This window comes from Ochrobactrum sp. A-1, assembly GCF_022488005.1.
Classification (GTDB): Bacteria; Pseudomonadota; Alphaproteobacteria; order Rhizobiales; family Rhizobiaceae; genus Brucella.
Genome location: NZ_JAKVQC010000004.1, coordinates 1,505,175 through 1,518,898, shown reverse-complemented (window position 1 = coordinate 1,518,898; position 13,724 = coordinate 1,505,175). Strand labels below are relative to the sequence as shown.

Genomic DNA, 13,724 nt, shown 5'->3' with positions numbered 1-13,724 from the left:
CAACCCTGCCGCGTTTGATGCACGGCGGGGTCGAACTGTCGCAATTAATGCGATAAATCCTTGGTGCCGTGCGCGACTTCCATTATTGCAGGATGTGATTTCTGTGATGGGGTGCATTGGGCATGGGCGACAGGGTGGAAAACGAAACATCCTTCAGACAATCGGGAAATACTGTGCGGTCTGCCGCCAGTCCGGTCGTCTTCTGCGACACGCTGGGCCTTTATCAGGCGCCCGTTGGCAAATCTCTCGATACGGTTGTGGTCTTTGCAAGCCCCTGGGGGCTGGAAGAACTCTGCACGACTCGCAAATTCTGGCGCATCGTCGCCGATGGACTTGCGGTGCGCGGGATAGGTTCCTTCCGCTTCGATTGGCCCGGCACAGGTGACGGGCGCGACGACATCGATTTTTCCAACGGGCTGGAACTCTGGCACAATACGCTTGCCGAAGCTGCCCGGAAGGCGCGTGACCTGTCTGGGGCAAGCCGCGTCATCATCATTGGGCAGAGCCTTGGTGCAGCGATTGCTGCCCAAACGGCGGCCCGGATCGAAGGCGTCGCGGCATTGGCGCTTCTGGCGCCGGTCATTTCCGGACGGTTCTACACGCGTGAACTGGCCGTCTGGTCGGGCATGGTCGATGCCGATCTGGGACTGACAGACGAGCAAAGGATCAAGAACAGCGTTTCCATCGCATCGCTGACAATGCAGCCGGAAGTGGCTGCCGATGTGAAGAAGATCAATCTTCTGTCGCTGGAGACGAAGCCTGCGCCTCAATGTCTTTTGCTGGCGCGGACGGACCGTCCGAACGATGCCGAACTGGCAACCCATCTGGAAAAGCTTGGCGCTGATGTGACGGTTGAAGCCTTTACCGATTATGACAAGCTGATTTCTAACCCGGTCATCTCGCGCCTGCCGGTGGAAGTCGCGGACCAGCTTGTGGACTGGGCGGCAGGTATTGCAGGTTCCACGCCCTCACGGAACAAGCCGGATGAAAGTGCACTAGGCGGCACTTTGACGGGCGACGGTTTTGTCGAAACGCCTGTCTCGTTCGGTTCCGACAACCGCCTTTCTGGTGTTCTCTGCGCCCCCTTGGGCGAGCGACGGGGCAAGGCGGTCCTGTTTCTCTCCGCGGCCTATGATCGACGTGTAGGATGGGGCCGTACGACCGTCGATATGGCGCGCAAGCTCGCGCGGGAAGGGATAGCGTCACTGCGCTTCGATATTGCGAATGCAGGCGACAGCCCGCCCAATCCGGGGATGCCGGAACAGGTGCTTTACACCAACGGGGCAGAGGCCGATGTTGCCGAAGCCCTCGACTATCTCGACGCCATTGACTGGGGCCGTCCAGTGATCGCCGGGCGGTGCAGCGGTGCATTTCTGGGGTTCCACAGCGCCTTGAAAGATGAGCGCGTTTCAGGTGCGGTCCTCGTCAATCCGGAGACATTCTACTGGGCGCCCGGACGCTCGGTCGAAGATGCAGTTCGAGAAGGCAAGCGCACGCTAGAGGATTATGGCAGTCGCGCGCTCCGCGCCGAAACATTCCAGCGCCTGTTTCGCGGCGAGCTGGATATCCGTGCCATCCTGCGCAACCTTACGCGCGGGGTTGCAGGGCGTATCCGCGGGCTGGCACGCAAGCTTCTGCGCAGCCGCACAGTGGAAGGACGGGCAGTCTATTCGGCCTTTGACGAATTGAAGCAGCGTGAGGTGCCACTGGCGCTCGTTTACGCTGAGAAGGATATCGGGCGCGAGCATTTCAATTTCTATTTCGATCAGTTGGGCACCGGCCTGAAGGGCTTCGACAATGCGTCAGTCGCCATCATTCCAAATGCTGATCATAATCTCACACCGGAACATTCGCGCGAAATCTATATCGACACGATCCGCGCAATGACCTTACGGGATTAGAACCAGACGATCCGTGACGAACCGGCGATGCGGATTTCTCCAGACGGCTTGTCGGGTGTCGCCTTACGCGGAATAAGGGCGATGCGTTTCGCCTCGTTGGGAGCAAGGTGAAACCAGTTCTCGGCAGTCCGCCAGTCACCTGCATCGATGCTGACAGATTGGGCGAGAACCGGCGTTTTCAGATCGAGGAACCAGTTTCCATTCTCTTCGACGAGAGCTACTTCGATAGCGGCGTCGTGAAATGCCTTTGTTCGTCCGAGCGGAAAGTGAAATGCCTCAGCAATCATAATGCCATTGCGCTTCAGTCGTGCAATGGTCACGTCATGGGCCGGAGGGCCGAAACGATAGGCGTAAGTGACATCGAAGAACGCACCGAACAGATCCGTTGCGGCAATGGTGATCGCTGAACGACCGGCAATCGAAAGATCGCGGCGACCGGAAACCATCGGCTGCGAACCGGCACGCAGACATGCTAATTCAAGCGAAAGATCAGCGGTTTCGGCCCGTTCGTTTAAAACATGGATCGCGAGGCCGTTAACGCCTTCGTCGGTCAAGGCGACCTGCTGTGGACGGAAGGCGCGTTTCAGGCCATGCCATGACGCTTTGGGTTCACCGGTCGCATCAATCATGCCCCAGCCCGCGCCGGGCAACAGGTCTTGAAACATCCAGAGAAGGCCACCGAAACAGGTGCTTCCCGGTCGTCTCCATTCGGCGAAGGTCGCTTCCATCACTTCCGCTGTGACTGCACGGGAGAGGTGGAGATATTGTTCCACATCTTCGCGTCGCAGTCGTGCTGAATCGTAACCGTACAACATCTCCAGATAGGCGTCCCGCACATCCTCGAAATCCCAAGATACGCCACGGTCGCGGGGCACACGTGCTTTCCAGCGCGGATCGTGAACCGGCGGCACATCGAGATGGGTTTTCAGCGTGCGTGCTTCGGGCACGTTGGAGAAGGCCAGACATTCGGTCGCAAAACGTACTTCCGCACGCCGCGCATCTTCCAACGGACGGCAATAGGCACTGACGCCATAATAATGGCTGACGCCTTCGTTGCTAATGAAGGGGAGGGCACCATCACAGGGCGAATTCGGCACATAGGGAGTATCGGGGCAAAGCTTGCCGACCATAGCGGGCAGGATTTCCTCGGTAAGCAGGCCTTTCCAGGTCGCTTCCGGCAGGCCCATCATTGCGCCCTGCTGGTAAATTTCACTGCCGCCGCAAAGGACCGTCAGCGATGGCGCATGCTCGACAGCGGCCAGAAGCTGAGACGCTTCTGCCTGCACTTTTGTGACAAATGCTTCGTCCTTCACCGGATAGTCGAAATTGGCGAACATGAAGTCCTGCCACACCATGATGCCCAGCTCGTCGCAAAGCGCATAAAAGTCCGGTGTCTCATAGGCGGTGATGCCGCTCAGCCGCAGCATGTTCATGCCCGCTTCCTGCGCGAGCTTCAGCCATGGTTCGCAATCGTCGCGTGCGCCGGGAAGGCGGACGATATCGGCAGAACTCCATACCGCGCCGCGGCAGAAAATCTTCTCGCCATTGATCCTGAGTGCAAAGCCCTTGCCGTCCGGCCCGCGATCGACCTCGATGCGGCGGAAGCCGGTGCGCCCGAGCGGGCATAGTTCGCCGTCGAGTGAAAGTTCGACATTGTGAAGCGCTGGATTGCCGTGCGTGTGCGGCCACCACGGTTCGACGCTGGGAAGCATCAGCCTTGCTGTCCACTGATTGCCAGTCTGGCGCTTGCAGGCGATTTGTTGCCCTGCGCAATGGAGAATGGGTGCCTCGGCCTTGCCGCTATAGGTAAAGCCGACCTGAAGTTCGCCGTCACCGGTTTCGGTCAGTCTTGCCTGAATGGCGATGTCGGATATGGCTTCAGCATCCGAACGGCTTATTGAAATCGGACGCCATGGACCTACGGCATGCACTTCCGGGCACCAGCCCGGCATATAGCCGAGTGCTGTCGTGCGGATAAGGCGCAGGCCCTGTGTGTTTATCAGTTGCGTGCGCCAGCGGGCACGTGGGCCTTTCTGGCTGAGGTGAGGTGCGAGCGCGCGAAAACACAGGGCAAGCTCGTCCTTGCCGGTCAGTGTAACGGGCAGATCATGGCCGAGAAACATGCTGTCGGTTTGCAGCAGCAACTTGCCATTGAAAAAGACATCGCAAATCGTAGCAAGCCCGGCAAAATGGAGTGTCGCCGGGCCGGGCGTCTCCTTGATATCAAGGAAATACCAGGCATCCTGATTGTCGAGCGCTACGGGATTGTTTCGGTCGAAACGTCCCGATTTTTCCAGAGCTTCCGCCACTGTGCCGGGCACCGGCGCGTCATTGATCGCCTCACCGGACTTCGCGTCAAGTGGCGTTTGCGCCGCATCCGGGCCGGTGATGACAAGCCGCCACCCGGTCGAGAGCGGTCGGCTGGTCGAGTTTAGTTCAAGCCGCATCGCGACCAAGTTCCGCTGCAAGCGCTGCCATCATCCGATCCCAGGCATCTGCCGCCGGTTGTAGCGTTCCGGACAATACGTCGAATTTCTTGCGCATGACGGCACGGGCGAGCTGGAACTGAACAGCCTTTGCTGTTTCTGCAATCTGCAAGGCATCTGCCGAGGCTGTTGCAAAGAGCCTGCCTTGCCCGAGCCAGTCGAGATGACTTGCCGCGAGTTCGAAATTCGCGCCGAGCTGGCGCAGCGTGTTGAACGCATATTTATGGAAGAAGCCGAACGGGCGTTCCGCGATTGCTTCGACCTGAGCGGGGAACATGCTGGCAAAAGCGCGGATCGGGTTTTCCTTTGGCCTGCGCGCAAAATGGCGCGTCAGAAGGATTTCGGCGATGCGTCGCTGATGCGCCTCATCCGGCACATGCTTTGGAAACTTGGCAAATTCCGTGTAGGGCAGGAAGGGCAGGTCGGTTTCCGTCAGATGACGCTGGAAAACGCCGTCGAAATCCTCACCTTCGAGGTGATAGAAACCGCCATTGTGAAAATAATCGAGCGAGCGGTTTTCGACGTCCATACGGTTGATCGCGATGGTCGTCTTGCCATGTTCTGTGCGGTAGCTGACGCCATGCGTATCCGGCATGAAGTAGCTGTCCATTTCGATCATGCACAGACGTCCGCGCGCGATCTGCTCGGCGACATGGCTTTCCACACGATCAAAAATCGCAAGCTCCGTCGCCCGAACGCCATAAAGGGCTTCGAGGTCTTCCAGCGGCACCTTGAAGAAGGTGAACTGGTCGCCCTCGAAATCCTGTGTCAGAGTGAAGCCGAGCATGGCCTCCGGTTCGGCACCCAATGTTGCCAGCACTTCGATCCAAAGATCGACATAGCAGTTGGTTTCCGGCCAGATACGCGTCTGGGCGTGCAAAGCGTGCGGCGTGTAACGGTCGGGCGCAATGTTCGGAAAAACTGCCTGCATGGTCGCGATCAGCCCCACAATTCCTTGCGTACGTTTCCCGGCCAGATTTCAACATCCAGACCGTGATGATGGAAGAGCGCCAGCGCGATACGTTCCAGCCCGAACCCGACGCAAGCCGTGTGTGCCACGGCACCGTCATCAAGCGAGAGCCCCCACTTCACGCCGAACTGGTCCTGATGATAGTTGAAGCTCATGCAGGCAGTCGGCTTTTCGACGCTGGTGATCGGGATCAGCAGTTCGAATTTCAGGTTCTGGTCGCGCTGGTTGTTGACCAGCAACTTGCCAGCACGTCCGAAGAACGGGTCGTTGGCCACGTCGATTTCGACGGGCAGTTCGACCTTCTTCATCATTTCCGTGCCACGGTCGATCCAGAGCTGGCGGAACGACATCACATCGGCTTCCGTGCCCATGCGCACATATTCACGCATGCGGAAAAGCTGCTGGCGGGCAGGGTCGACCGACGGTTCATGGCGGAAGCAATAGGATTGCAGGTCGTAGAGCCCGCCGCTCTGCGGCAGCGGTCCGCGCTTGGCGACTGTCGGATAGAGCGGATAACAGGCGGCAGGCGTCAGCACGATATCCGTCGCTTTCTGCTCCAGCGTCCAGTCCGTGCCTTCATCCATGCATTTGATGAGATTGACGTGGTCAAGCTCGCAGCCGCAGAAGCTGTGCACGGTGCCAGCGAGCTGTGGGAAGCTTTTCATGTAGCCGCTTTTTTCGAAAAAAGCGCGGTTCATGCCGGGGGGGAAGCGGATCGCTTCGGCGCCGTCATTGCCTCCGGTACGGTCGATCAGGCGTTCAAATGCCTGGATGACATCTTCGAACTGGCCGGAGCGTCCATATAGACCTTCCACGCCGGTGTCGATCAGGAGACCGGAATCGAAAAGCCGGTCTAGAAATGATCTCTGAGCATCCATGGCAATTATCCCAAAAGGCTGGTGTTCTGTTTGTGAATGAGCAGCATGGTGGCTGTATTGCCGAGGATGCGCTCGTTTGAAATCATCAGCTGCGCGGAATGCGCGTCGCGCAGATGGCGTCCGAGGCTGAAAGGCGTACCGTTCTTGTAGCCCATGATGCCGCAGACCAGCATGGCGTGATTGATGATCTGAAGGATCGTCTGCGATGCGGCAATCTTGAGATTGTTCATCGCAATCGCAAAGCCCATGGAGGCCAGCTTGTCAGGGTAGTGCTTTGCTTCGCGATAGGTCTTGAGGCAGGCGACGATTTCGGACTTCAGCATCTGAAGCATGTTGGATGCTTCGGCAACGCGCAAGGCGCCCGGCTGCGGCGCGCCCGGATTGCGCTTCGCGGCGGCGCGCACGAATGCCTGCGCCCGGTTGACCGCATCGACGGCGATGCCATACCAGAGCGAGCTCCACAGCGTATGCGACTGTGCCAGCATGGATTGCGCTGCGATTTCAGCGAAGGGATGCGGCAGGATCTGCACCTTGTCTGCTTCGCCACGGAACACAAAGCCTTCCGAGCAGGTGCCACGCATGCCGAGCGTGTCCCAGTCATGGGTCTTTTCGAGCGTGTATTGGTCTTTCAGGAACACGGTCATCACCTGATCCGACGATGCGGCACCTTCATGCGATCGCGACGTGATCAGAATGGCATCGGCATAGGTGCCATAGGAGATGACGGTGGCATTTTTTTCCAGACGGCAGATGTCGCCTTCGACCTCGATAGCGCAGATCGAGTTGCGCAGATCGCCGCCAATGCCGCCTTCGGTCGTAGCCGAAGCAAGCAGTAGCTGGTCTTTTGCGACTTTGCGCATGAAATCCCGGTGCCATTCGACCGTCTGGCCGTGTTCCACCAGGCTCGAAAGCTTGATGTGATGCATGGCGAAAATCATTGCGCTCGACGCACAGGACTGGCCGAGAACGCAGCACAATTCCGCAATCTGGTCGATTTCCGCACTCTCGCCACCCAATTCGCTCGGCACCTGAATGCCAAGCAGGCCTTCGACCTTCATCGCATCGATTGCTTCACGCGGGAAGCGGCCTTCCTTATCGACGCTATCGGAAAATTTACCCGCTATGGCCGCAACGCGGCCCACGCGCTCTGAAAGACTGTTCCCCGCCCCGGCATTCATTATGCGGCCTCTTTGTCCTTGAGAATCTGGGCAATCGTCTGTTCGATGGCTTTGATGCTCGCGAAAGACTTGCGATTGAGATACTGGTCCGGAAATTCGATGTCGAACTTGTCTTCCAGACCGAGCATGAGCTGTACCGAGGCAAAAGACGACAGGCCTGCGCTGTAAAGATCAGCATCGTCGGCAATGTCCATCACCGGGCCCGGTAGTCCGCCGACCTTGGCCAAAAGTTCGCGAATGGATTCATTCATAGTTTAACTCCCTGCATATCCGCTCAAGTCGAAACTTCGCGTCTGGGTTGACGCGATACACGACCTATCGAGCTTTCAAAAAAGCTGCGGCAACTGTTCGAAATTCTGCCCCTTTATGCAAGTGATATGTTGCGAATATTAGTGACATCGCAAACACACCAGCGTGCGTTTGGCCTTTTGTGCTCCTACAAGCCTTTATTTTCTGTTGACGTGACTGAACTGCAGTCCGCCTATTCTGTGGACGTGCTTATATAGTTAAATATTCGATGACAAGATATGTTGCATTGCGCGCAGGGGTTGCGTGCGATTTTGGTTAAAGCGGACGGCGTGAATGCCGTGGCGCGGAAATCTGGCCCGTGTTGGTGGCGATTGCCATTTCAAAACTGTCGGCAATGCGTCGAGCCCGATCAATGAAAATGATTGCGGCTTCCAGAGGGAATATTTCGCGCGCAGTTTTCTCGAAAAGATCAAGCCAGCGGTCGAAATGTTCGTTCTTCAGCGCCAGCTTGAGGTGCGGCGCCATGGGACGCCCTTCATAATTGCCGGTCTTGAGAATAACCGACGACCAGAATGCAGCGATCTGCGCGATGTGATGATCCCAGTCATGAACTGCAGCGGCAAAGATCGGCCCGATGACTTCATCCTCGCGTGCGCGTCCGTAGAAAGTGGCCACCAGCTTTTCAATGGAGGCTGGATCAATGGACGGATGAGGCTGATTGATGAAAAGGGTCATGATCGCTGTTTGATGTCGTTGCGCCGGAAAGCGGACTCTGAGGCGGATATAGTCGCTGCACCGGCTACAATCCAGTGAAGTGTTGCCGCATGGCCATCAACTTCCCGTTGGCGAAACCGCCGCCACGATTTAATAGTCCAACTGTCTAATATAGTTGAGGGAGAGATGAATGCGGGTGTTTCTGCTTGCGGGTCTGTTGACCCTTGCGACAACCGGGGTAGGCTTTGCCGCTTCGTGCGAACAGAATTTCAAGTCCGAGGGTGTTCCGCTCGTAACTGCGATTAGCTATCGCTCGACACAAAGCTTTGCCGGTGTGAAATCATCGACAGCCTTGCAGCGTCTGGCACAAGCCGTCGCAGCTGAAGGGTTTTCGGGTATCAAGATCAACAAGCAGCTCGCTTCCATAGACGCTTTTCAGGAAACGACTGGATCGGGCCGTATCCAGACCTTGCGCGTCACGGCACGAGCGCAGGGTAAGGGCACTCGTGTCGACGCGATCTTCAGTATTCAGGCGGGGCAGGCGACTAGCAAGTCGGTGGTACGCGAAGGACTTTGCCGTATCATCGCTGCCGCAGCGAATTAAAACTTATAGCCTGATGGCTATTGCCGTCAGGCTATCTTCTGCATCAATTCGATACGATTGCCGAATGGGTCGTGGATGTAGCAACGATCATAATCTTGCAGCGGCTCGTCCACGATAGTTTCGATGCCTGCTTGCGTCAGATGTGCAATCATTTCGTGCAGGTCATCGACCAGAAATGCAGGATGCGCCTTGCGTGCGGGCGAGAAAGGGCGCTCGACGCCCAGATGAAGCCTGATTGCTCCCTTCTCAAACCAGCAACCGCCACGCGCCGCGAGATTCTCAGGCTTTGGAACGTCCACGAAGCCGAGGATCGAGCCATAAAAATCGCGCGCTTTCTGCTCCTGACCTTCAGGCATTGCCAGTTGAACATGATCGAGAGCGATAATTTGCATGAACGTGCCGACGTTAAACAATGACGCGCACAACATAAAGCGCACCAATAGCCGGTCAAGCTATGTGAATATGGTACAAATGTCTGGAGAGGGAGAGCGATGGTAGCGGAGGAGGGATTCGAACCCCCGACACAAGGATTATGATTCCTCTGCTCTAACCTACTGAGCTACTCCGCCACGCGTCGCTTTACAGAGACAACTTCATGATCGCCGTTTCCGGTGGGACAAATCGTTGTTCCTGCAAGGAATGGCGGCGGTATATGTGCGGAATGAAAAGCTGTCAAGCACTCTTCGCATAGCTTTCGTCTTGTTTTCTATCATTTGCACCGATAAGGAACTTTGCATCAGCAAAGGCATAGTTTTATGGCACCTCGTATTGCGGTTTTGGGTTGCGGCTATTGGGGCGGCAATCACATTCGTACCCTGAAGAGTCTCGGTGCCCTTCAGGCAGTCTCGGATTCAAGGGCAGAACAGGCGGAACGCTTCGCGACCGAGTTCAATGTTCCCAGTGTTCCTGTCGAAGAATTATTCACGCGTCCGGACATTGACGGCATCGTGTTGGCACTGCCAGCGCAGTTTCATTCACAATATGCCATTCAGGCAGTGAAGAACGGCAAGGACGTTCTGGTCGAGAAGCCAATCGCACTCGACATTCCGGCTGCAGAAGCCGAAGTGGAAGCTGCCCGCGAAAATGGTCGCGTGTTCATGGTTGGCCATGTGCTGCGTTTCCATCCGGCCTTCGAAAAGCTTCTCGACATGGTGAAAAGCGGCGAACTCGGCGATATTCGCTATGTGCATTCGCATCGCGTCGGGTTCGGCAAGTTCCACAACGAGTTTGATGCCCTGTGGGATCTTGCGCCGCACGATCTTTCGATGATCCTGGCCATCACCGGAGAAGAACCGAGCGCGGTTCGCGGAGAGGGTGTTGCGACGCTCGATCATCTTACCGACATCGCCCATCTTCATCTCGATTTTCCAAATGGCATCCGTGGCCATCTGTTTGCGTCACGCCTCAATGCCTATCGTGAGCGCCGCCTGACAGTCACCGGCACAAAGGGCATGGCCGTATTCGACGACGGCGAGCCATGGGATCGCAAGCTTGCGCTCTACAGCCATGAAGTCTGGCGGGAAAACGACCAGTGGTCTTTCAAATCCGTCGAGCCGGTCTATATCCAGGTCGAGGAAGGCATGCCGCTGACACGTGAATTGCAGCATTTCATGCATTGCATCGAGACACGCGAGAAGCCGCGGACCGATGGCAAGGAAGCGATCAGCGTGCTGCGCATTCTCACGGAAGGTACTGTCCGGCACCCGCGTTAAAAGGGAGCCGTGCGGTCCGAGTAATCTGCGTCAAGCGGTGTTACAGGAATCGCAAAACTTTGAACGCTCTGGCCGTAGCGGGGCAGGGCGCAAGTGAATAAATAGGTTGCCGAGGATTCGCATATCGAATTGTGCGGGCCAGATATATTGGAGCCAACATGCAGTTTATTGATCTTGGAGCGCAGCGCGCGCGTATCGAAGACCGTCTCAATGCCGCCATTTCCAAGGTTGTTGCGGAAGGCCGTTATATTCTTGGACCGGAAGTGGCCGAATTCGAAAAGAAACTCGGCGAGTATCTGGGCGTGGAACATGTCATCGCCTGTGCCAACGGCACCGACGCCTTGCAGATGCCCCTGATGGCACGCGGCATCGGGCCAGGTGACGCCGTCTTCGTTCCGTCCTTCACCTTTGCTGCCACGGCGGAAGTTGTTGCGCTGGTCGGCGCAGAGCCGGTCTTCATCGACGTAGACGCGGATACATACAATCTGAATGTCGAACAGCTTGAAGCTGCCATCGCCGCTATCCGGAAGGAAGGCCGCCTGCAGCCGAAGGCGATCATTCCGGTCGATCTGTTCGGTCTGGCTGCCGATTATAACCGCATCAGCGCTATCGCCGACCGCGAAGGCCTGTTCGTCATTGAAGACGCTGCGCAGTCGATCGGCGGCAAGCGTGACAATGTCATGTGCGGTGCTTTCGGCCATGTCGGCGCGACGAGCTTCTATCCGGCCAAGCCGCTCGGCTGCTATGGCGACGGTGGTGCCATGTTCACCAACGACGCCGAACTCGCCGATACGCTGCGTTCGGTCCTGTTCCACGGCAAGGGTGAAACCCAGTACGACAATGTCCGTATTGGCATCAACTCGCGTCTCGACACGATCCAGGCTGCTGTTCTTCTTGAAAAGCTTGCAATTCTGGAAGACGAAATGGAAGCACGTGACCGTATTGCCAGGCGCTACAACGAAGCGCTGAAGGATGTCGTCAAGGTTCCGGCACTTCCGGCTGGAAACCGTTCGGCATGGGCTCAGTACTCGATCGAAAGCGAAAACCGTGATGGTCTGAAGGCGCATCTTCAGGCGGAAGGCATTCCTTCGGTTATCTATTACGTGAAGCCGCTGCATCAGCAGACTGCATACAAGCATTATCCGGTTGCGCCGGGCGGTCTTCCGGTTTCGGAAAGCCTGCCGAACCGTATTCTGAGCCTGCCGATGCACCCCTATTTGTCGGAAGCCGATCATGACAAGATCATCGGCGCTATCCGTGGTTTCCACGGCAAGAAGGCCTGATCAGTTTCCAATCTGATTGATGAAAAACCCGGCGAAAGCCAGGTTTTCTGTTTAGAGCGCGTTTCGATCTGATTGGATCAGATCGGCGCTCTAACTTCTTCTATTTCAAGCATAATCTTATCGATCCTCGTTTCACTCCGGTCGGATTATGCTCTAATCAGGCTTGCAAGTTCAATTGCCAGGAAACGCCGTATTTGTCCTTGATCCAGGCGAAAAGCTTGCTGAACCCATAATTGTCGAGCGGCATCAGCGTCTCGCCGCCTTCTGAAAGCTTCTCAAAAACGCTGGTCAGGCTTTCCTCATCGTGGAAATCGATGAACAGCGATATGGATGGATTGAAATCGAACTGGTGCGGGATGGGGCTGTCGATCACGATCAGCCGGTGTTCGGCAAAAGTCACGCGCGCTATCTGCACCTTGCCGGGACTGCCGCTCGCTTCGTCATAGGTTTTGATCGACTCGATCAGGAAGTCGGGAAAGATCGAACGATATGTTTCCAGAGCTGCGCCTGCACTGCCCTGAAACATGAGATGGGTGCAAACCTGTGTCATGCCGAAAGCCTAACACGGCCCCGCCAGTTTCGGCAATCTGGCTGTTAAATGTTCTTCTTCGTAATCCGCTTATCGATGCGCGCGGCGACAAAGCGGGCGATGGCAGGGCCTGCCAGTAGCACGATGAAGAAGCGGCTGGTCTGCATCGCGATGATGAAGGGCAGATCGACACTGCTGGATGCTGCGATGATCGCAACCGTATCGGCCCCGCCGGGACTGGTGGCAAGATAGGCGGTAAGCGGGTCGAGGCCCAGCACGTGACCGAGCGCCATGCCGAACAGTCCACAAACGGCAATGAGGAGCAGCGTGGATGTCAGAACTGCCGGAAAGGCCCGCGCGGCATGAGCGATGATGGCGCGTGAGAAGCCGAGGCCGATGCGCCAGCCTATAAGCAAGTAGCTGACCGCGAGCAGCCATGGTGGCAGGTCGATGGTGATGAAACCGGTGTCCTGAAGCAGTGCCCCCAATATCAGCGGGACGAGCATGGCACCGGTCGGGATGCGTAGGATTTCACCAAGGAATGAGCCGCCGACGATCAGAAGCAACGTCGGTCCAAGGGTGGACCAGTCGATGGGCGGAAACCAGACGATCTCGACAGGCGCAACGGTTTCCACGCCTGCGCTGAGGCGCAGGACAAGCGAAGCGGCTGTGGCGACCAGCACCACGCGCAGATATTGCATGAAGGCGACGAGACGAGCATCCGCTCCATGGGCTTCAGCCATCAGCGTCATCGCGGTGGCGGCACCCGGAGAAGAGCCCCACACGGCAGTTGTTCCCGGCAAAATGCGAAACCGTGCGAGCAGGTAGCCAATAAATGTGCTGGTAAACAGTACATAGCCGACGGATAACAGGATGACGGGCAGGTTTTGCCCCATACTGGTGAAAAACTCAGCCGTGATTGAACGGGCTATGAGGCACCCGACGACGCCCTGCGCTCCCAGGGATAGCCATCGGTGAACCCGCAAGTTGCTTTCGCCTGCGCCCATCAGGATTGCGCCGACCATCGCACCCAGAAGCATGGCTGCAGGCAGCTGTAGCTCTTCCCCTGCAAAAATCAGAATGGCAGAAAATACGACCAGAAAGACCCACTGGATCGGTCTGGCTCTGTCCTTGAAGTTAAATTTGCTTGGGGTCGAATTCGGCCCTGAAGGGGAGGTCTTCTGCATTGCTCTTCCTCACTACATCTGGCGAGAGAGCTA

13 protein-coding genes and 1 tRNA gene are annotated in these 13,724 nt (G+C 56.9%); 4 read left to right on the top strand and 10 right to left on the bottom strand.

The features are described 5' to 3' along the window. Window positions 1–122: 122 nt before the first annotated feature. The gene (locus MKS82_RS16855) at window positions 123–1,901 is read left to right on the top strand and encodes an alpha/beta fold hydrolase (RefSeq protein WP_109987288.1); all 1,779 of its coding nucleotides are present in this window, start codon (window positions 123–125) and stop codon (window positions 1,899–1,901) included. Here the strand turns inward: MKS82_RS16855 and MKS82_RS16850 are convergent. From MKS82_RS16850 to MKS82_RS16825, 6 genes are all read right to left on the bottom strand, one after another. Continuing rightward, the gene (locus MKS82_RS16850) at window positions 1,898–4,348 is read right to left on the bottom strand and encodes a glycoside hydrolase family 2 protein (protein WP_240579010.1); all 2,451 of its coding nucleotides are present in this window, start codon (window positions 4,346–4,348) and stop codon (window positions 1,898–1,900) included. The two genes, MKS82_RS16855 and MKS82_RS16850, sit on opposite strands and share 4 nt — an antisense overlap. Next, window positions 4,338–5,318 carry a DUF1839 family protein gene (locus MKS82_RS16845; RefSeq protein ID WP_109987371.1) on the bottom strand — a complete coding sequence of 327 codons (981 nt, stop codon included), beginning with the start codon at window positions 5,316–5,318 and terminating at the stop codon, window positions 4,338–4,340. Before MKS82_RS16845 ends, MKS82_RS16850 begins: the two co-directional genes overlap by 11 nt. Window positions 5,319–5,326: 8 nt before the next feature. After that, window positions 5,327–6,235, bottom strand: a complete 909-nt coding sequence (locus tag MKS82_RS16840; protein WP_109987286.1) for an amino acid--[acyl-carrier-protein] ligase — start codon at window positions 6,233–6,235, stop codon at window positions 5,327–5,329. Between the two features lie 5 nt (window positions 6,236–6,240). After that, entirely contained in the window at window positions 6,241–7,413 is a 1,173-nt protein-coding gene (locus MKS82_RS16835) for an acyl-CoA dehydrogenase family protein (protein ID WP_109987285.1), read from the bottom strand. After that, on the bottom strand, window positions 7,413–7,664 hold the full coding sequence (locus MKS82_RS16830; protein ID WP_109987284.1) for an acyl carrier protein: 252 nt from the start codon (window positions 7,662–7,664) through the stop codon (window positions 7,413–7,415). The genes MKS82_RS16835 and MKS82_RS16830 overlap by 1 nt, the downstream gene beginning before the upstream one ends. Window positions 7,665–7,977: 313 nt before the next feature. Further along, a complete protein-coding gene (locus MKS82_RS16825) occupies window positions 7,978–8,397 on the bottom strand; it encodes a group III truncated hemoglobin (RefSeq protein ID WP_109987283.1) in 420 nt (139 codons plus the stop codon). A gap of 169 nt (window positions 8,398–8,566) precedes the next feature. On the opposite strand from MKS82_RS16825, the gene MKS82_RS16820 reads away from it, so the two are divergent. Beyond that, window positions 8,567–8,980: a hypothetical protein gene (locus tag MKS82_RS16820; protein ID WP_181394267.1), complete on the top strand. Its 414-nt coding sequence runs from the start codon at window positions 8,567–8,569 to the stop codon at window positions 8,978–8,980. A 26-nt stretch (window positions 8,981–9,006) separates the two neighbouring features. On the opposite strand, the gene MKS82_RS16815 is transcribed toward MKS82_RS16820, so the two are convergent. Next, window positions 9,007–9,372, bottom strand: a complete 366-nt coding sequence (locus MKS82_RS16815) for a VOC family protein (RefSeq protein WP_109987282.1) — start codon at window positions 9,370–9,372, stop codon at window positions 9,007–9,009. A gap of 100 nt (window positions 9,373–9,472) precedes the next feature. Further along, window positions 9,473–9,549 (bottom strand) — tRNA-Met (locus MKS82_RS16810). A gap of 186 nt (window positions 9,550–9,735) precedes the next feature. On the opposite strand from MKS82_RS16810, the gene MKS82_RS16805 reads away from it, so the two are divergent. Both MKS82_RS16805 and MKS82_RS16800 read left to right on the top strand, forming a co-directional pair. After that, window positions 9,736–10,692, top strand: coding sequence for a Gfo/Idh/MocA family protein (locus MKS82_RS16805; protein WP_109987280.1), 957 nt, complete (start codon window positions 9,736–9,738; stop codon window positions 10,690–10,692). A 158-nt stretch (window positions 10,693–10,850) separates the two neighbouring features. Further along, window positions 10,851–11,975, top strand: coding sequence for a DegT/DnrJ/EryC1/StrS family aminotransferase (locus MKS82_RS16800; RefSeq protein ID WP_109987279.1), 1,125 nt, complete (start codon window positions 10,851–10,853; stop codon window positions 11,973–11,975). 157 nt (window positions 11,976–12,132) lie between these two features. On the opposite strand, the gene MKS82_RS16795 is transcribed toward MKS82_RS16800, so the two are convergent. Together MKS82_RS16795 and MKS82_RS16790 are read right to left on the bottom strand one after the other, a co-directional pair. Next, window positions 12,133–12,525, bottom strand: a complete 393-nt coding sequence (locus MKS82_RS16795) for a VOC family protein (RefSeq protein ID WP_109987278.1) — start codon at window positions 12,523–12,525, stop codon at window positions 12,133–12,135. Between the two features lie 44 nt (window positions 12,526–12,569). Beyond that, window positions 12,570–13,691 (bottom strand): AbrB family transcriptional regulator, encoded by a 1,122-nt coding sequence (locus MKS82_RS16790; RefSeq protein ID WP_240579009.1) that lies wholly within the window; start codon window positions 13,689–13,691, stop codon window positions 12,570–12,572. Window positions 13,692–13,724: the final 33 nt, after the last annotated feature.